The following is an 18,721-nucleotide window of genomic DNA, read 5'->3' as shown; positions in this document are numbered from 1 at the left end:
ATAGTACTTACGACAAAAATAAGAGATGGTTTTATAAAAATAAAAAAGAATTAAATATACGAATATTCGCACTGAACAATTAATTACTCATCCTACAGAATATATAGAGTATATGTTATTTGTTGCCCTATATTAAAAAAACACATTAAGACCAACAATCATGATTTAGAGGTGCTTTTCAATTATATTTCTAAGGTATCTATGTCTAGGCCATTGAAAAATTATTGATATCTCTACACCTTTAAGCGGCAGACTTTCGCAACTTGTAGGACCATGATTCACTGTTATACATTAAAATAAAAACGTTAGTATATTTCCAAGAAGAGTTTTCATTTCAGATGCCAATGGAAATAACAGAGGTGTAATCAGCGTTAGCCCTATCAGTGTTAAAAATGACTGTAATTTTGACTTTGCTGGCGCAGCTATTATAATAAGGTACCTTTAAAATTCTCACCATTTATTCGGGTATACTAAAATTCACTTTGCTTCATACCCTTTTTGCATTTATAACAATGTTTTAACTAGACGAGTTAATAATTGAGCTTTAATTGTTTAATCTTTGTTTTAAATAATAAAACAGTTTAAAAATACCATATATGAGTACACAAGCATTGTTAACTCCGTTTCATAAAAATATACAATTAAAAAATCGTGTTGTTATGGCACCAATGACGCGTAGTCGTGCCGTAAATGCTGAACACAAACCAGTAGAAGAACTTCATGTCGAATATTACGGTCAAAGAGCTTCGGCAGGATTGATTATAACCGAAGGTTCTCAAGTATCAAATGACGCAGTGGGTTACGTGAATACACCTGGTATTCATTCTAAAGCTCAAGTTGAAGGGTGGAAGAAAGTTACAAAAGAGGTTCATAAAAAAGGTGGTGAAATTTTCATTCAATTATGGCATGTTGGGCGTATGTCACATCCAGATTTTCATGCCGGTGAATTGCCTTTGGCACCATCAGCCATTAATCCTAATGCGCAATCGTATACTCCTGAAGGTTTTAAGGATACTGTCACGCCTAAGGCTATGACCAAGGACGAAATAAAAACGACAATAGAAGATTTCACAAATGCAGCCAAAAATGCAGTAGAAGCAGGGTTTGACGGTGTAGAAATACATTCATCCAACGGGTATTTGTTTCATCAATTCTTTAATGGTACTTCAAACACAAGAACTGATGAGTATGGTGGAAGCATTGAAAATAGAGCTCGCTTCTTTTTTGAAGTTCTAGATGCTATGAAAAAGGTTATTCCCCAGCAAAAAATAGGTGCACGATTTAATCCATCCTTAGATGGTTTATTCGGAATCACTATGGATGAAAAGACAATTCCTACTTTTGAATACATCATTAAAAAATTGAATGATTATGATTTAGCGTACATTCATTTATCGGAGCCTTTTACAGATGTATCCACTATTCCTTATGCCGTAGAACATATTGCAAAACATTTTAGACCTCTTTATAAGGGTACTTTAATGATAAATGCAAGCTTTGATCAAGAATCAGGTAATAAGGTCATTGAATCTGGCGATGCTGATTTGGTAGCTTATGGGAAGCTCTATATTTCAAATCCGGATTTAGTGGAGCGCTTTGAACATGGCTATGACATAGCAGAATGGGATAATGACACCTTTTATACACCGGGCAAAGAAGGCTATTTAGATTATCCTACTTTTAATAAAAAAGAGCAACTTGCTTAGGGTTAATTGAAGAAGTAGAAAATCGCTGTAGTAAACATAATTAAATACTAATATTAAAAAATATAGACTTATGAATTTTACAAGAAATGCAAAAGCACAATGGAAAGGTAGTGGTAAAGAAGGAAAAGGAACGTTAACTACCGAAAGCACTGTTTTACAAGACACTGCATATTCATTCAATACTAGATTTGAGGATGGAAAAGGCACAAACCCAGAAGAATTAATTGGGGCAGCACATGCCGGATGTTTTTCAATGCAATTAAGCTTTTTATTAGGGGAAGAAGGGTATACACCAACAACTTTAGATGTCGATGCCGAAGTTGCATTTAAGGATGGGGAAATCGTAAAGGTGACTTTAAACTTAAAAGGAGATGTGCCTAATATAGACGTTGAAGAGTTTAAAAAAATAGCTCAAAAAGCAAAAGAAGTTTGTCCGATTTCAAAATTATTGAACACTGAAATAGAGTTGAACACCAGCCTTTCTTAAGAATTTATTATAAGTATTTGGTATAATTAGCGGCCCAATTGGGCCGCTTTTACTTTTAAGTACAGTAGACAATAGCTCCTTAAATCAACTTTATAATGCTGAATTGATTTCACAAATTGAAAATCAATCATGTCGTATACATCGTTTACGTTTTACGTCAATAAATAAAGGATACGCATTAAATAGAAGCGTACTTTAGTAAGACCTTGTATTAAAATTATAAGACAATGGAAAATGTATTAGTAGCTGGTGCAAATGGTACCACAGGAAAAAAAATTATTAATCTTCTAAAGGCTTCACAATATTTCACTCCTGTAGCCATGGTTCGTACTAAAGAACAACAGGAACAATTTAAAAAGGATAATATTCGTACGGTATTAGGTGATTTGGAGAAAGATTTGTCACATGCTGTAGAAAATATAGACAAGTTAATTTTTGCCGCAGGCTCAGGAGGTGAAAAAGTAGTAGAAGTAGACCAAGAAGGTGCCAAAAGGCTAATGGATGCAGCTAATAAAGCAATGATTAAAAAATTTGTGATGCTTAGTTCAATGGGAGCTGATAATCCGAAAGCTGTGGAGGATTTAGAGGACTATATGGAGGCTAAACACAATGCGGATGAATATTTAAAATCATCAGGTTTAACATATGCCATTGTAAGACCAGGAACGTTAACCAATGATGCAGGAACTGGGAAAATAAAACTACAATCGAAATTGGGGGAACAAGGATCGATTACACGAGATGATGTAGCCCAAACTTTGGTGCGCGCTCTACACGACGATACTGCGAAAAATAAGACTTTTGAAATAATACAAGGTGAAATGCTTATAGGTAAGGCTATGGATGAAGTTTCAGCATAATAATGCTTGCACTAGTTTTAACTATACTTTGAAATCAAAGATTAGATTAAATTCGTAAAATTAAAAGCCAAATCTATTAAAGCTAGTATTTGGCTTTTTTGATATTGATTTTGCCTTCCAACTTTAGTAAAGCCCATTACTTGGTTACTAAATCACAGGTTTTGAAAGTTTAAGACTAACCGTTCTTGTGTATCTTCGTGAAAAATTTAATATATTGAATATGAAAATTTCATTTTATAAATTATCCATGATTTTTGCTATGGCTATTTCAATTATATCCTGTAAAGAGAATCAAAAAAATAAGGCAGCTGAAAATATGGAAGAGAAGGTGCCCATGGACAGTACTGATCTTGCTTTATTGGAGCTTAATTTGCCCGAAGGTTTTAAAATTGAAGTTTATGCTAGAGGAGTAGATGGTGCTCGTTCTATGGCTATGGGTGATAATGGAACGCTATTCGTTGGTACCCGAACAGAAAACACTGTTTATGCTATTCAAGATACAGATGGTGATTTTAAGGCAGATAATGTAATCGTTCTTGATACTATGGAAGTACCAAACGGGATTGCTATGAGAAACGGTGATTTATATGTTGCTCAAGTTGGTAGCTTATGGAAATATCCAAATATTGAGAAACAGTTGGGTAAAACGCTGAATAAAGAATTGATATACGATGACTATCCAACGGAATTTCACCACGGATGGAAATATATTGCTTTTGGCCCTGATGATAAGTTGTATATACCTGTAGGAGCACCCTGTAATATTTGCAATCGTACTGATGAAGATGAGCGTTTTTCAACAATTACTAGAATGGACCCAGATGGTAGCAACCGTGAAATTTATGCAAAAGGTGTACGAAATTCTGTAGGTTTTACTTGGCACCCTGAAACTAAAGAAATGTGGTTTACTGACAATGGCCGTGACATGCTTGGTGATGATATTCCACCTTGTGAATTAAATCATGTAACTGAAATAGGTCAGCATTTTGGCTATCCCTATTGCCATGGTGGCATTGTAAAAGACCCTGAGTTTGGTGAAGAGCATCCTTGTTCCGATTTTGTGTCTCCCGCATTGCAATTAGGCGCGCATGTTGCTCCATTAGGTATTAAATTTTATACAGCTACTATGTTCCCTTCCGAATATCAAGGAAAGGCATTTATCGCAGAACATGGTTCTTGGAACCGAAGTAAAAAGGTTGGGTATAGAATTATGATGCTAGCTATTAAAGATGGTACTGTTGAAAGCAGTGAGCCATTCATAGATGGTTGGCTGAATGAATCTACTCAAGAAGCCTCTGGGAGACCAGTTGATATGCTTTTGTTGAAAGATGGTTCGATGCTCATATCAGATGACTACGGTGATGCAATTTATCGTGTATCCTATAGCGATACGAGGGTTGCAAGTATCCAATAAATTCAATTTCATATAACCAAAAAAGCAGCTCAAAGGAGCTGCTTTTTTTAGTTTCAAAATTCTATAGTTCACTTTCAAACCTTATATTTGATAGTATTGAACTATTCAATTTCACTTCATATAATGATGATAAATCCCACGACTCGTAGAACATTTTTAAAACAGACAGGTGCATTAACTGCTAGCGCAATGTTACCACTATCCATATTTCCTTTGAAATCTAAATTTAAAATGGGATTGCAGTTATTTACCATTCGTGATGCAATGGCAAAAAACCCAATTGAAAGTATTAAATATGCCAGAGGTTTAGGGTATGAAGACGGAGAAATATATGGGTATGATGGAGACAATGATACGTACTACGGAATAAAATCAAAAGAATTTAAAAAAGTATTGGAGGACTTAGATTTTACTATTTCTAGTGGACATTATGATTTTTCAAGTCAATTTATGAAACCCATGGATGAACTTGAACGTTATGTTGATCAATGTATAGAAGGTTCGCATACCATTGGAAGCAAGTATATCACATGGCCATGGTTGGCTCCAGAATATCGAGATATAGAAAACTTTAAGTTACTAACCGATAAATTAAACAAGATAGGGGAGCAGGTAAACCAGGCAGGATTAGAATTTGCCTATCATAACCATGATTTTGAATTTACCGACCATAACGGTGAGCAAGGTTATGATATTATTTTATCGGGCACAGAACCAAGTTTGGTTAAATTACAAATGGATATGTATTGGGTAGAACATTCTTCAGAGAAGCGTATTAAACAATTGATTGCTGAAAATCCTGGACGTTATGTGATGTGGCATATTAAGGATATGGATAAAGTTACTAGAGACTATTCTGAAATGGGCAATGGGTCAATCGATTATGTAAGTCTTCTTTCTTCGATTGATAAAGATGCCTTACAGTATTACTATATAGAGCAAGGGGGTAATTTCGCTACAAATTCTATGAAAAGTATAGCTGAAAGCGCAACATATTTTAAGAAACACCTTCAACAATATCTGTAATATATGAATTATCCTAAAAAAGTTTATTTAAACGGTAACATCGTAAATCCGGAAGATGCTAAAGTATCGGTTTTTGATCGTGGTTTTATTTTTGGTGACGGTATTTATGAAGTCATGGTGCAAATAGGGGGTGAATTCTTTTACGAAGAGGCCCACCTTAATCGTTTACAGGAAGGACTTAATAAAATAAATATAGATTACGATACCAATAAATTATCACCTGCGATTAACCAAGTATTAAGCGCCACAGAATTGACGGGTAAAGATTGTATGTTATATATTCAAATTACTAGAGGTGTGGCTCCAAGACAGCATTCCTACCCTGCTGATATCACACCAACGGTAATGATGTATGCTGTACCTAAAGTACTGCCAGACATCAATAAAGTAAATGCGAGGGTTATTTCAAGAGATGATTTTAGATGGTCACGCTGCGATATTAAAATGACATCACTTTTAGGAAATGTCATGCTTAATGAGGAAGCAATGCAACATGATTGTTTTGAAACTATTTTACATCGACAAGGTGTATTTACAGAGGCTTCGCACTGTAATGTCTTTTTTGTAAAAAAGGATGTGGTTTATACCCATCCGGCCAATGAGTTCATTTTGAATGGTATTACTCGACAGGTAGTTCTAGAACTTTGTCAATCCTTGAATATAGAAGTTAAGGAAACTCCTGTTTCAAAAAACCATATTCATACTATTGATGAAGCATTTTTAGCCGGAACGAGCACGCAAATTGTATCTATCCAAAAAATAGATGACCATGCGTTATACACCGATCATAACATAGGAGCGGTAACGCATAGATTACAAGAAGCTTTTTTGAAGCTTAAAAATAGAAACTCGAATTAAGTAGCATATATTTTTGGATTACTAGTGTACTTTGAAGTACTCAAAAAATGCATAGCCATCTTTAGAATCAGTAAGGTTTAAGATGTAGCATACTTTCGGTAAATCAGAAAAATCTAATCCACCTTTAGCAATTGATTCATTTAAGTAATGACCATTTTTTTCGTTGTATACATTTCCTAAACGTATAGCTGTATTCCATAATAGAGTGAGCTGTTCATTATTTAATACGCTTTCCTAACTCACCTTTCTTTCAGATCTAAACCAAGGTGTACCGTTACCTACCGCATTGCCCTCAGGTATCTTATGATAATCCATATTATTCTGAACAAAAGTAAACTAACTTAGTTCTGTAACTGATTCGTTCCAATCACTATGCTGAACTACATGTTTTTTGCTTTTATGTTTAGTGTTAGATTTATATTTGCTACTTTCTTAACCCATGCTGTTGTAAAGTCAGATTGTCCTGCTTCGGAAACCCATACTCAACTTCCAATTTTAATAATTTCATGAGCTTTTTTTACTATTGTATTAACTACCTTACCCCTTTTGTTATGGGCATCTGACCAATTTTTATTAAAAACCAATTTCATCAACTCGTTAGAGGGTAATTATAACCCTTCTTGTATACCGTAAGCACCTGCAATGACATGATAGTTCAAGTCACTATAATTAGAATATTCTAAAAGTGTCACAAAATTAGCTATTGAATGAAGATCATCAACATCGGTCTTCGAATCAAACTGGACCAGTAATATATCTTTGGCTAAATTAAGTTTTGGTTCTTGCGCATTCGTATGCGTACTGGTTAATAGTAAACATGCCACACTTAAGCATAGAAAATTTAATCATGAGTATTTTGATATATAGGTGTATTTGTAGAGTACCCGAATTTATCAAAATATTAATTACCTATGAATATTCAAATAATTCGTAAACAGGCTAGCTATCCAAAGCTTCAATCTGTTTCATTATTTTATCCGCCTCTGCAGCTTTATCATCGCTCTTTGACCTATTTTGCGTAGATAATTCGTAGGCTTCTTTTAGTAGCTTTTTATGTAGTTCCTGTAATTTCTCTTTTTCTGATTTCTTTTTAAATAGACCGAACATAGTTTTTATTTTCAAGTTAATCATTTTTATGGTCCTTGAGGGTATATTTTTCTATAATAATGAGGCAAGAATACATTTCAAGTTTTACCCTAAAAATAGTACCTTACTATAACTATAGTAAATACTTCAAATCATGAAAAAAAGCCTCGTATCCTTTTTATTCCTTTTATTAATTTTTCAACACCCTCCACTTTTAGCTAGTCAACCACAGACCTTAAAATCAACTAATTATATAGCGGGAAATTATACATTGATTTTAGAAGGGCACGACTGGGGACCTGCAGTGAAAAAAGTAGTGATACCAATGTCTAAAATGTTTTCTGAAATAGCTGCATCAGACTTTACAGTTGCGGTGAAAAGAAGTGCTGAAGGCGTGGAAATGAAACCGGCAGAAGCAAAGGGTAAAAGGGAAATCTTATTTGCCTACGTATCTGATGAAAGGGGAAATAGAATTGCGGAAGGTAATCATGTGAGTTTGGTTTTACTGGTACATCCTAATAATCCATTAGATTCTCCAATCAAATATGTATTTAAAGATGGTAGGGGCAGTAATCAATGGATTCAGTACAACTTGAAAGTTACCCATTCACCATCATCAATGGTTTGGGACAACGAAACTGCTCGAATTTATCCAGATCTGGATAGGTTTGATTTAAAAGGAACATATACCAAAAATGGAATATCATTAACCTATGGGTCATTTACACCTAAAGTCACTGCTAAAAAATCACCTTTAATTATTTGGCTTCATGGTGGTGGAGAAGGTGGCACTGACCCAAGCATTGCTTTAATTGCAAACAAAGCGACCAATTATGCTACCAATGAGATACAGTCTATTTTTGGTGGCGCTTATGTTTTAGTTCCACAATCACCTACATTTTGGATGCAAAGTTCATCGGGGGAGCATACTAGGGGAGATAAAGACGATATCTATTATAAAGCGTTATTTGATTTAATTAAAAATTATGCTGCTGAACACCCACAAATCGATAGCAATAGAATTTATATAGGCGGTTGTTCAAATGGAGGTTATATGAGTTTAAAATTACTATTTGAGCATCCCGATTACTTTGCTGCAGGTTATATCAGTGCATTGGCATTTCAAAATCAATATATTACTGATGAACAAATTAATCTAATTAAAGAGGTACCTATTTGGTTTATACATTCAAAAGACGATACCACAACACTACCAGATGAAACCGTAGTGCCACTATATAAAAGACTGATTGCTGCTGGTGCGCCTAATGTGCATTTCTCTTTCTATAACCATGTAATTGATTTAACCGGTTTTTATGGTGGAAAGGACTATTACTTTCCTGGTCATTGGTCTTGGATTTATTCGCATGCAAATGATGCTGATTTTGATTTCAACCAGAAACCTATAGTTTTAAACGGTAGAAGGGTAACTATTATGGAGTGGTTGGCTGACCAAAAGAAGTAAGAATTGGTGTAAATCTTAAATATTTGCCAAAAAAAGAATTTAAATACACTTTAAACCTTGTATGTCAAGTTTTGGAGTCATCTTTGCACTTATAATAGTATAATAAATTAAAATACATTACAATGAGTAAAGGAACAGTAAAATTTTTCAACGACACAAAAGGCTTTGGTTTTATCACTGAAGAAGGTGTTGAAAAAGACCACTTTGTACACATTTCTGGATTAGTAGATGAAATTCGCGAAGGCGATGAAGTTGAGTTCGATCTTCAAGAAGGTAACAAAGGATTAAACGCAGTGAACGTAAAAGTTATTTAAACATACATACTTTCTAGTTTAAGAAAAAGCCCTTCCATCGCGAAGGGCTTTTTTATTACCAAATTTCACCCTTCGGTCTAAAATAAAGATGTAGTTTTGCAGCCGCAAAAAAATCGTATTATGAAGCGTATTAATGAATACAAAAAACTCTTTGGAGTTGAAAAGGAAATTGAACTTAAAGCCCTTAAGTCCACCTATAGAAATTTAGTTAAAGAATGGCATCCAGACAAGTTTCAAGAAGGTGATGAGAAACGTGAAGAAGCCGAAGTAGAGAGTCGTCGTATTATTGATGGTTATCATTTTTTGGTCAGTATAGCTCCAGAAACTATAGAAGCCAACAATGATGTTTATCAAGAGACCATAAACAACTCTGGTATAGCAGACTACCAACATAGCGGACTTGTATTGGAAATCACCTATTTAGATGGTTCTACGTACGAGTATTTCGGAGTAACAAAACCTATTTTTCAGAAAATGATTAATTCCAATAAGTTAAATCGTTTTGCTAAACGAAGTATTTATCCTAATTATATTTTCAGAAAATCTAAACGTGACCTTCAAGAGGCCTAGTATTTAAATACACGTAAATAGCCAGAGAAATCGCATGAAAAATCAACAAGAGATTTTATCAAAATTGAATATTGATGCGTTGAATCCTATGCAGGAGGAAGCGATTAGTGTGATTACTAGTACGGCAAATACAATCATTTTATCACCAACTGGTACTGGGAAAACTTTAGCTTTCCTATTACCTATTATAGAACTTTTGGACCATGATAATCCAGAAGTTCAAGTTTTGATATTGGTGCCTTCCCGAGAATTGGCGATTCAAATCGAACAGGTTATTCGTAATTTAGGTTCAGGTTTTAAGGTCAATGCTATTTATGGCGGGCGACCCATATCTAAAGATAAGATTGAACTAAAACATACCCCTGCCATACTTATAGGTACTCCAGGAAGAATATTAGACCATTTTATTGCAGACCGTTTTACAAAAAATAGTATCACCACTTTAGTATTAGATGAGTTCGATAAATCTTTAGAAGTTGGTTTTGAAGAGGAAATGACCGAGATTTTGAGCGATCTGGCTCATCTAAGCAAACGGATTTTAACGTCGGCTACCGAAGGTGTAAAAATTCCAAAATTTGTTGGGATGGAAAATCCTCGGCGAATTAATTACCTAAAAACGGAAACACCTTCTCAATTAACTATTAAAACTGTAGTCTCCCCAGATAAGGATAAACTAAAAACCTTAGAACAGTTACTAAGGTTTATAGGGGAAGAACCTGGTATTATTTTCTGTAATTACAAAGATAGTATTGAGCTAATAAGCACTTATTTAGCTAAACAACGTTTACAGCACGAATGCTTTTCTGGCGGCATGGAACAAAAAGACCGAGAACGCGCGCTGATAAAATTTAGAAATGGTAGTAGTAGAATATTGGTAGCTACCGATTTGGCCGCTAGGGGTATCGATATACCCGAATTAAAGTTTATTATTCATTTTGAGCTACCACATCACACAGAAGAATTTACGCATCGTAATGGAAGAACGGCTCGTGTCAATGAATCTGGCACTGCCTACGTTTTGAGATGGGATAAAGAATCATTACCAGAATTCATTCCGAAATCTAGAGGAATTGATATCACTAAAAAAACAGTTATTGGAGAACCTTACTGGGATACTTTATTTATATCTGGTGGACGAAAAGATAAGATTTCCAAGGGAGATATTGCAGGCTTATTTTTCAAACAAGGTGGGTTAAACAAAGATCAATTAGGTACCATAGAATTAAAGCAAGATTGTGCATTTGTTGCCGTACCGAAAGCTAAGGCAAGTCAACTATCGGCGCAGTTGAATAATTCCAGGTTAAAAAAGAAAAAAGTCCGCATTACCATACTTTAATCAAAAAAGTATTTTATCCCTTTTATAGGTAGTAAAATGAAGGAAAACCAGCACGAAAACGAATCTGATATCGATTTATCGGAGATTGAAAATTGTATAGCTATTTTAAATAGGTTAGTTACGGATACAAATCAAATTTTCGAAATTCCAGAAGATAGAAGAATTGAGCTCATTAAAGCAGCAGGGCAACTTTCAAGGCCTAGTAGGCAAGAGTTTTCTAGAAGGGTGAAGGATGCTAAGAAGAATGCTAAACGTAAACAGGCGGTCCGTGATAAACATGCACGAAAAGAAACAGGAATACGAAGTGCACGAGAAGCCCACGTTTTTGTTGCTCCAAAATTATTGCCTACTGCCGAACTTGAAAATAAAGAATTACCAGAGCTCGCAACACCTCGTAATTGTTATGTCTGTAAGACGGAGTTTACGAAGCTCCATCATTTTTATGATACGATGTGCACGGACTGTGGGGATTTCAATTATGCCAAACGGTTCCAAAACGCTAAAGTAAAAGGCCAAGTAGCCATTATTACTGGCTCTCGCTTAAAGATTGGTTATCATATTACCTTAATGCTTTTACGTGGTGGAGCAACTGTTATTGCAACAACGCGTTTTCCCGTAGATTCTGCGCTTCGTTTTTCAAAAGAAGAAGATTTTATGGAGTGGGGCCATCGGTTAAAAATACATGGTCTTGATTTGCGCCATATTCCTAGCGTTGAAATCTTTTGCAACTTTATAGAGCAACAATATGACACGTTAGATATCTTAATCAATAATGCGGCACAAACGGTACGTAGGCCCGCTGGATTTTACCACCATTTAATGGAAAATGAGGAACGCCCAGTTTCAGCGTTACCAAAATTTGCCCAAATGGTATTGAGTGATCATCAAGAATGTATTGATGAACTAAAAGCGTTTAGTACAAAAGCTTCCCCAAATCAAAATATGCCGGTTACTTGGCACGGACCTGAGCCAGGTATTGGTTTACGTGCATCTGCCAAGCTTTCTCAAATTCCATATAGTTTTGATAATGCCTTGGTCGCACAAGAAGTATTCCCGACAGGAGAACTAGATGCAGATTTACAACAAGTAGATTTACGTAAAACAAATAGCTGGCGATTAAAATTAGGTGAAATAGAAACCACCGAAATGATTGAAGTTCAGTTAGTAAATTCCGTAGCTCCGTTTGTGCTTTGCAACCGTTTGGCAGACCTTATGAAAAAAGAAAAAACCGGAAAAAAGCATATTATTAATGTTACAGCCATGGAAGGTAAATTCCACCGTTTTTTCAAAGAATCGCGCCATCCACACACCAATATGGCAAAAGCAGCATTAAACATGCTTACGCATACCGCTTCTGGTGAATTGGCTAAAGATGGCATCTTTATGAATGCTGTAGACACAGGATGGGTTACTGATGAAGACCCCGCTGAGCTTGCTAAAATGAAACAGGAAGTTCATGATTTTCAACCTCCATTAGATATTGTTGACGGAGCCGCAAGGGTATTAGATCCTTTATTCGATGGAATCAATACTGGTAAACATTGGTGTGGTAAGTTCTTAAAAGACTATTTTCCGATTGATTGGTAGATATATTACTGCACGCTTATATGAAAAAGAGCGATTTAACTTAAATTTTGCTAAGGCTACAATACATCCTAAATTCGAATTTCTATTTTAAGTTAATACTATATTTAATTCAACAAGATTAAAAAAATCGTAAAAATGATGACTCGTCTATGTTTTGCGTATCAGTTTAAGTAACTTTAGATTTTAACCAATCTATTATTTAAGCTAAATGAAGACCTTATTTCGTATCCTTTCGATTTCTACATTCTTATTTATTTCAACAACGGTACTACCCCAAGATTTCTCAGCTTTTGAGTACCGTACTATCGGTCCCTCAAGAGGTGGCCGGGTAACTACCGTAACAGGTACTCCGATGATGCCTGGTACATTTTATTTAGGTGCCTCGGGTGCGGGAGTATGGAAATCTGATGATTATGGAACTAATTGGAACAATATTTCTGACGGATTTTTCGACACTCCTTCCATCGGAGCTATTGAAGTAGCTGTTAACGACCCAAATATTGTTTATGTAGGTACGGGTTCTGACGGACTTCGTAGTAATGTTATCAGTGGAAAAGGTGTTTATAAATCGATTGATGCAGGTAAAACATGGAGTCATATCGGCCTTGAAAAAATCGGGCAGATTGGTGCCGTCGAAATTGACCCTACCAACAGTAATATTGTTTGGGTAGCAGCTATCGGTAATGCATTTAAACCAAACGAAGAACGTGGTATTTATAAAACTATAGATGGTGGTATAACTTGGGAGAAGGTTTTATTTGTTTCTAACAAAACCGGTTTCGCAGACCTTGAACTATTGCCAGGCAACCCTAATGTGGTTTATGCAGCTGCATGGAAAGCGCAACGAACCCCGTGGACAATAGATTCAGGAGGAGAGAATAAAGAAGGTGGTATCTATAAATCTGTTAATGGAGGTAAGGATTGGATAAAGCTTGAAGACGGTTTACCAAAAGGGTTAATTGGTAAAATAGATTTAGCCGTTTCAGCAACTGACTCTAGCATTTTATATGCCGTGATAGAGGCTCCTGGAAAAGAAGGCGGGGTTTATAAATCAGTTGATCAAGGAAAGTCGTTCACACAGACTTCGAGTAAAAAAGGCCTTGTAAACAGACCCTTTTATTATACGAATATCGAAGTAGACCCAACTAATCCTGATATTGTATTCTCTAACGCCAATCCATTATTGAAATCAAAAGATGGTGGTAAAAATTGGGAACTCATGTCAGTTCCTCATGGAGATAATCATGATATATGGCTCAATCCGAATAATCCAGATTTACTAATTCAGTGTAATGATGGTGGTGCCAATGTATCGCATAATGGTGGAAAAACCTGGTCTTCACAATTCAATCAACCTACGGCAGAAATTTACCAAGTAGCAGTAGATGACCAATATCCTTATTGGATTTATGGCGCCCAACAAGACAATAGTACAATTGCAATACCAAGCTCATCGCCAAGTGGCACATCACCCCATGGCACACAAGTTATGATAGAAGTTGGTGGTTGCGAAACCGGACCGTCAATTCCGAAACCAGGCGACCATAACGTTGTCTATAATAATTGTAAGGGTCGCTTTAGTGTTTTCAATAAGATAACCGGAGCTAATCGTGAGTATTCAATTGGAGCATCTAACATTTATGGTCATAATCCTAAAGATTTAAAGTATAGATTTCAGCGTATTGCACCAATTCATGTTTCACCACATGACCCGAACGTTGTATATATGGGCTCTCAATATCTTCACAAGACTAGAAATGACGGAGTTATTTGGGAAACAATTTCTCCAGATTTAACTGCATTTGAAGAAGATAAACAAGTCATTTCTGGAAATCCGATAACACGAGATATTACTGGGGAAGAGTATTATAGTACGTTATATGCCATAAGAGAATCTAAACTTGAAAAGGGATTGATTTGGACAGGTTCTAATGACGGAATACTATCGATAACACGAGATGGAGGGCAAACATGGGAAAACGTTACACCCAAAAAACTTTTAAAAGGAGGTAGGGTAGAATCTATAGAGCCATCGCAGTACGACCCCGCTAAGGCATATATTTCAGTAGATAGGCACTTATTAGGAGATACTACTCCCTATTTTTATAAAACTACAGATTATGGTATAACATGGGAGTTGATAAGTACGGCTACCAATGGAATTCCTTCAGATTATACGAGTAAAGTATTACGAGAAGACCCTAAAATACCAGGTTTATTATATGCGGGTACTGAATTTGGTATGTTTGTATCTTTTGACGACGGAAAAAATTGGAAAGCATTTCAACAGAACCTACCCGTTACACCGATTACCGATATTGTAATTAACCGTGGTGATTTGGTAGTGAGTACGATGGGCCGTGGCTTTTGGATATTAGATAATATTACCTCGCTTCGTAATCCGAAAATTGTTGATTTAAATGATACTCCCATACTTTTTAAACCAGATAATACGATTAGATATAGAACTCCGAGAGCATCAGGTGATTTTCCAAATTACCCAGCCACGAGTGTACTTATAGATTATTACTTACCTAAGGAATTAAAAAAAGGAGTACAATTGGAAATTTTGGATGCGAATAAGAATTCGATTGCAACCATAGTTAGTGATTCTACTCAATTAAAATCCACATCAGAAGAAGTTGAAGATATGGGTCTAAGCATGATTTTTAGCTATTTTGATGCTAAATTAGAAACCAAGAAAGGTCTAAATCGTTTTCAATGGGATATGCGTCAAAAAGGAGCATGGAGCGATAAGAAATCACGAAGTTTTAAAAATGGCCCAATGGTATCCCCCGGTGTTTATACTGTTAAATTAACCGTAGGAAAAGAAACTAAAGAGCAAACTTTTGAGGTACTTATAGACCCAAGACTTGAAATGGAGGGAGTTTCCAATACGACAATCAATGAACAACTTGTGTTTGAAAATAAAGTCATCAGCCTTTTATCAGAAGTACGAAAATTGCAGGCAGATTTGGAGATTGAACTTAAGAAGGCCAAAAGTGCAGAAAAGAAAGATACACTAGAAAAAGTTTTGAAAGCCCTTAAAAATGATGAAGGTGCATATCCTCAGCAAATGCTGGTTGCCCAAATATCCTATTTATCGTACATCGTGGGTGATGCTGACAAAGTAATAGGCAACGATGCAAAGGAAAGATATACCACTCTGGTTTCTCAGTTCAACAAACTAAAATCTCAAGTAGCGCTTTAAAATTAATTGTTTCGTAGTTTACAAGTCTAAAGAAATTTCAAATTTGAGGGTGTGCTGATTGGCACACCTTTTTTTGTTACTTTTAAAATACAGATACCTAAATCCATTAAAATGAAATTGAGTCGAATTATTTGGTCCATATTTCTAGTGTCTACATTGTTTATAGGATTGATTTCTTGTGGGGTGAAGAAATCAGAAGTTAAGAAGGAAATCGCTATTCACTATTCTGAATTAACTACGTCGCCAAAATGGGTTTCTATTTTTAATGGAACCGACTTAACGGGTTGGAGCATAAAAATCAATGGCTATCCTTTAGGGGAGAATTTTGGCAATACCATACGGGTAGAAGATAGTATTCTTAAAATACGATACGATGCTTATGGTCCTGAATTCATAAATCGTTTTGGAACGGTCTATTTTGATGCCTACTTAACGGAGTATCGTCTTAAGGTAGAGTATCGTTTTGTGGGCGAAACCGCTCAAGGTGCTCCTAAATGGGGTTATCGCGATAGTGGTATTCAATTTCACGGTCAGCCGCCAACTACTCAAAAACTGAATCAAGGTTTTCCTGTGTGCTTGGAATATAATTTTCATGGAGGCAATGGTTTTGATAATCGACCCTTAGGAGCGGCCTGCACCAATGGAATGTTTATAGAATATAATGGCGAAAAGAACACTACGACTTGTATTACTGCAGATGTTCCTAAAACGTTTCATGGTGATCAATGGGTTACTGCTGAAATTGATGTGAAAGATGGTAAAATCACACATTACGTAAATGGAGAAGAAATTTTAAGTTATGCCAACCCTACATATGACTTAGAAAATGAAACGGCGGCTATGTTGATGACTAATAAAGACACAAAAGTAAAGGGCGGCTTTATTTCCTTACAGTCCAACAGCCACCCAATTGATTTTCGTAAAATCGAACTAATGGAATATTAAGAATCCATTAGTTTTTCTATATACACAGTAACCTATAAGGTAACCTTTTCTCCGGTTTTAGCTGCTAAAAATATAGCGTCTATTATTTTCAGGTCTTTTACACCTTCTTCACCATCTACAGGAACAATGGGTTGTACACCATCAAATATAAGTGCTGCCATTCCATCCATCTGTAACGTTTGATGCGTAACATGCGGTTGCGTTAATGGTCCTTTATGCGTACGTCCTTCTATGGGTCCGTAACCGGTCGAAGGTTGCATTTCCACAAATCCTTTGGAACCTGTCATATAAAACCTATCCAAATTATTCATGCTATAAGTAGAAAGGCAATTTGCAACGGCACCACTTGGGAAACCCATTTGAAATTGAATGGTCTCGTCGATTCCTTCCTTAAATTTTACGGGATCTGTCTTGGTTTCTTGCGCAGAAACCCAAATAGGCTCTTCACCCAACATATAGCGTGCTCCGTTGATGGAATAAATTCCGATGTCCATCATAGCACCACCACCTGATAGTTCTTTGTTTAAACGCCATTGTGTAGGATCACCGATAGTAAATCCAGATTGACCCTGAAAGAATTTAGTCTCTCCGAATTTACCTTCTTTTCGCATTTTTATTACGGCAACTGTTTTCGGCTCAAAATGCATCCGATACCCAATCAATAGCTTTACGTTAGCCGCTTTACAGGCATCTACCATTTCCTGCCCTTCTAGGGCATTGATGCCCATTGGTTTTTCGCTTATGACATGTTTACCTGCTTTGGCAACCCGAATAGTCTGGTCTTTATGTAATCCGTTAGGGGTAATAATATAAACGGCATCAACATCTGGATTATCTTTTATCGCATCAAAATTATCGTAGTTGTAACAATTCTTTTCCGGAATATCATATTTGGATTGCCACTTCTTTATTTTAGAGGGTGTACCGCTAATTACACCCACCAACTTTGCTCTCGAACAGGATTGCATAGCTTCTGCCACACGTGTACCATAACTACCCAAGCCCATAATCGCCACTTTTAGAATAGGACCATCATAAGGCTCGTTTGATGCAGCAAATAGGTTAACGGGACTGTATAATAGGGGTAAAGCAACGGAGGTTACCGATAGTTTTTCCAAAAATTTTCTTCTAGTAGTCATAGGATTATATGTTTGGTTAATTTTTTCAAACCTAAATATAAGTAATCTTAGTACGTAATACACATTCGAACTATACCTTAACGTTACTCAGTATACTATTGGTCATTCACGTAAAAATGCCAAAAAAAGTATGGATACGATTACTAAATATCGATAAGAATAGGTAAGTTAGAATTTAAATTAAATACCATGAGCAGAGGATTCGTTAATGAAGATGATCAAGAGGAAATCCCCATGGTACCCCCAAGGGCAGACTTACCTGTCGGAGTCACTAATTATGTCACACCACAAGGACTAGATGAATTATTGGCAGAAAAGAAGACATTGCATACCGAAAAAGAACAGTTACCAAAGGAAAATGAGAAAGAGCGGCGAATTGCAAGCAACCTTATTAGTGCCAAACTACAATTATTAAATGGGCGTATCAACAGTGCTAAAGTAGTAACATTAAAAGAACAACCTTCTGATGAAATACGATTTGGTGCTTGTGTTTCATTACGTATTGGTAATGCTAAATCCCTACAAAAATTTCAGATTGTAGGCGTTGACGAAGCGAATATTGCAAAGCAGAAACTATCATTTCTTTCACCAATTGCCAAAATTTTAATTTCAAAAAGGGTAGGGGACATAGCTGTTTTACAACTCGGAAAAGAAGAACGAATTTTTGAAATTAAGGGAATTAGTTATGGGGGATAAACCTAAAACTAAATTATTATA

Annotated in this window: 17 protein-coding genes; 14 read left to right on the top strand and 3 right to left on the bottom strand. The window is 35.9% G+C overall.

Going from position 1 to position 18,721, the window contains the following annotated elements; genetic code table 11:
* The first annotated feature begins 596 nt into the window (after positions 1 to 596).
* The 6 genes from ES765_RS11395 to ES765_RS11370 all read left to right on the top strand — a co-directional run bounded on the left by ES765_RS11395 (position 597) and on the right by ES765_RS11370 (position 6,351).
* A complete protein-coding gene (locus ES765_RS11395; protein WP_138114440.1) occupies positions 597 to 1,706 on the top strand; it encodes an alkene reductase in 1,110 nt (369 codons plus the stop codon).
* A gap of 70 nt (positions 1,707 to 1,776) precedes the next feature.
* A complete protein-coding gene (locus tag ES765_RS11390; protein WP_138114438.1) occupies positions 1,777 to 2,193 on the top strand; it encodes an OsmC family protein in 417 nt (138 codons plus the stop codon).
* Positions 2,194 to 2,420: 227 nt separating this feature from the next.
* Positions 2,421 to 3,053: an SDR family oxidoreductase gene (locus ES765_RS11385; protein ID WP_138114436.1), complete on the top strand. Its 633-nt coding sequence runs from the start codon at positions 2,421 to 2,423 to the stop codon at positions 3,051 to 3,053.
* Between the two features lie 220 nt (positions 3,054 to 3,273).
* Positions 3,274 to 4,467 (top strand): PQQ-dependent sugar dehydrogenase, encoded by a 1,194-nt coding sequence (locus ES765_RS11380; RefSeq protein WP_138114434.1) that lies wholly within the window; start codon positions 3,274 to 3,276, stop codon positions 4,465 to 4,467.
* 123 nt (positions 4,468 to 4,590) lie between these two features.
* On the top strand, positions 4,591 to 5,493 hold the full coding sequence (locus tag ES765_RS11375) for a sugar phosphate isomerase/epimerase family protein (RefSeq protein ID WP_249356342.1): 903 nt from the start codon (positions 4,591 to 4,593) through the stop codon (positions 5,491 to 5,493).
* Positions 5,494 to 5,496: 3 nt separating this feature from the next.
* Positions 5,497 to 6,351, top strand: a complete 855-nt coding sequence (locus ES765_RS11370; protein WP_138114432.1) for an aminotransferase class IV — start codon at positions 5,497 to 5,499, stop codon at positions 6,349 to 6,351.
* Positions 6,352 to 6,959: 608 nt separating this feature from the next.
* Here ES765_RS11370 and ES765_RS11365 read toward each other — a convergent pair.
* Both ES765_RS11365 and ES765_RS11360 read right to left on the bottom strand, forming a co-directional pair.
* Positions 6,960 to 7,175 (bottom strand): hypothetical protein, encoded by a 216-nt coding sequence (locus tag ES765_RS11365; protein WP_138114430.1) that lies wholly within the window; start codon positions 7,173 to 7,175, stop codon positions 6,960 to 6,962.
* Between the two features lie 115 nt (positions 7,176 to 7,290).
* Entirely contained in the window at positions 7,291 to 7,458 is a 168-nt protein-coding gene (locus ES765_RS11360) for a Lacal_2735 family protein (protein WP_138114488.1), read from the bottom strand.
* A 133-nt stretch (positions 7,459 to 7,591) separates the two neighbouring features.
* On the opposite strand from ES765_RS11360, the gene ES765_RS11355 reads away from it, so the two are divergent.
* The 7 genes from ES765_RS11355 to ES765_RS11325 all read left to right on the top strand — a co-directional run bounded on the left by ES765_RS11355 (position 7,592) and on the right by ES765_RS11325 (position 16,865).
* Positions 7,592 to 8,902: a prolyl oligopeptidase family serine peptidase gene (locus ES765_RS11355; protein ID WP_138114428.1), complete on the top strand. Its 1,311-nt coding sequence runs from the start codon at positions 7,592 to 7,594 to the stop codon at positions 8,900 to 8,902.
* Positions 8,903 to 9,024: 122 nt separating this feature from the next.
* Positions 9,025 to 9,216 carry a cold-shock protein gene (locus ES765_RS11350; RefSeq protein ID WP_027075965.1) on the top strand — a complete coding sequence of 64 codons (192 nt, stop codon included), beginning with the start codon at positions 9,025 to 9,027 and terminating at the stop codon, positions 9,214 to 9,216.
* 120 nt (positions 9,217 to 9,336) lie between these two features.
* A complete protein-coding gene (locus ES765_RS11345; RefSeq protein WP_138114426.1) occupies positions 9,337 to 9,786 on the top strand; it encodes a KTSC domain-containing protein in 450 nt (149 codons plus the stop codon).
* A 34-nt stretch (positions 9,787 to 9,820) separates the two neighbouring features.
* Positions 9,821 to 11,122, top strand: coding sequence for a DEAD/DEAH box helicase (locus ES765_RS11340; protein WP_138114424.1), 1,302 nt, complete (start codon positions 9,821 to 9,823; stop codon positions 11,120 to 11,122).
* Positions 11,123 to 11,158: 36 nt separating this feature from the next.
* Positions 11,159 to 12,709: an SDR family oxidoreductase gene (locus ES765_RS11335; RefSeq protein WP_138114422.1), complete on the top strand. Its 1,551-nt coding sequence runs from the start codon at positions 11,159 to 11,161 to the stop codon at positions 12,707 to 12,709.
* Between the two features lie 208 nt (positions 12,710 to 12,917).
* The gene (locus ES765_RS11330) at positions 12,918 to 15,920 is read left to right on the top strand and encodes a WD40/YVTN/BNR-like repeat-containing protein (protein ID WP_138114420.1); all 3,003 of its coding nucleotides are present in this window, start codon (positions 12,918 to 12,920) and stop codon (positions 15,918 to 15,920) included.
* Positions 15,921 to 16,031: 111 nt separating this feature from the next.
* Complete coding sequence (locus ES765_RS11325; RefSeq protein WP_138114418.1) at positions 16,032 to 16,865, top strand: DUF1080 domain-containing protein; 834 nt, start codon at positions 16,032 to 16,034, stop codon at positions 16,863 to 16,865.
* Between the two features lie 32 nt (positions 16,866 to 16,897).
* Here ES765_RS11325 and ES765_RS11320 read toward each other — a convergent pair whose 3' ends face one another.
* Positions 16,898 to 18,004, bottom strand: coding sequence for a Gfo/Idh/MocA family protein (locus ES765_RS11320; protein WP_138114416.1), 1,107 nt, complete (start codon positions 18,002 to 18,004; stop codon positions 16,898 to 16,900).
* Positions 18,005 to 18,193: 189 nt separating this feature from the next.
* Between ES765_RS11320 and ES765_RS11315 the strand changes: the two genes are divergently transcribed.
* Entirely contained in the window at positions 18,194 to 18,700 is a 507-nt protein-coding gene (locus tag ES765_RS11315) for a GreA/GreB family elongation factor (RefSeq protein ID WP_138114414.1), read from the top strand.
* Positions 18,701 to 18,721 lie beyond the last annotated feature (21 nt).

This window comes from Maribacter sp. ACAM166 (assembly GCF_005771495.1).
GTDB lineage: Bacteria > Bacteroidota > Bacteroidia > Flavobacteriales > Flavobacteriaceae > Maribacter.
This window is presented reverse-complemented; position numbering and strand designations above follow the sequence as displayed.

Excerpts from the sequence above, each read along its gene's own strand:
- ES765_RS11395 (WP_138114440.1), top strand. The coding sequence starts at position 597 with ATGAGTACACAAGCATTGTTAACTCCGTTTCATAAAAATATACAATTA.
- ES765_RS11390 (WP_138114438.1), top strand. The coding sequence starts at position 1,777 with ATGAATTTTACAAGAAATGCAAAAGCACAATGGAAAGGTAGTGGTAAA.
- ES765_RS11385 (WP_138114436.1), top strand. The coding sequence starts at position 2,421 with ATGGAAAATGTATTAGTAGCTGGTGCAAATGGTACCACAGGAAAAAAA.
- ES765_RS11380 (WP_138114434.1), top strand. The coding sequence starts at position 3,274 with ATGAAAATTTCATTTTATAAATTATCCATGATTTTTGCTATGGCTATT.
- ES765_RS11375 (WP_249356342.1), top strand. The coding sequence starts at position 4,591 with ATGATGATAAATCCCACGACTCGTAGAACATTTTTAAAACAGACAGGT.
- ES765_RS11370 (WP_138114432.1), top strand. The coding sequence starts at position 5,497 with ATGAATTATCCTAAAAAAGTTTATTTAAACGGTAACATCGTAAATCCG.
- ES765_RS11360 (WP_138114488.1), bottom strand. The coding sequence starts at position 7,458 with ATGTTCGGTCTATTTAAAAAGAAATCAGAAAAAGAGAAATTACAGGAA.
- ES765_RS11355 (WP_138114428.1), top strand. The coding sequence starts at position 7,592 with ATGAAAAAAAGCCTCGTATCCTTTTTATTCCTTTTATTAATTTTTCAA.
- ES765_RS11350 (WP_027075965.1), top strand. The coding sequence starts at position 9,025 with ATGAGTAAAGGAACAGTAAAATTTTTCAACGACACAAAAGGCTTTGGT.
- ES765_RS11345 (WP_138114426.1), top strand. The coding sequence starts at position 9,337 with ATGAAGCGTATTAATGAATACAAAAAACTCTTTGGAGTTGAAAAGGAA.
- ES765_RS11340 (WP_138114424.1), top strand. The coding sequence starts at position 9,821 with ATGAAAAATCAACAAGAGATTTTATCAAAATTGAATATTGATGCGTTG.
- ES765_RS11335 (WP_138114422.1), top strand. The coding sequence starts at position 11,159 with ATGAAGGAAAACCAGCACGAAAACGAATCTGATATCGATTTATCGGAG.
- ES765_RS11330 (WP_138114420.1), top strand. The coding sequence starts at position 12,918 with ATGAAGACCTTATTTCGTATCCTTTCGATTTCTACATTCTTATTTATT.
- ES765_RS11325 (WP_138114418.1), top strand. The coding sequence starts at position 16,032 with ATGAAATTGAGTCGAATTATTTGGTCCATATTTCTAGTGTCTACATTG.
- ES765_RS11320 (WP_138114416.1), bottom strand. The coding sequence starts at position 18,004 with ATGACTACTAGAAGAAAATTTTTGGAAAAACTATCGGTAACCTCCGTT.
- ES765_RS11315 (WP_138114414.1), top strand. The coding sequence starts at position 18,194 with ATGAGCAGAGGATTCGTTAATGAAGATGATCAAGAGGAAATCCCCATG.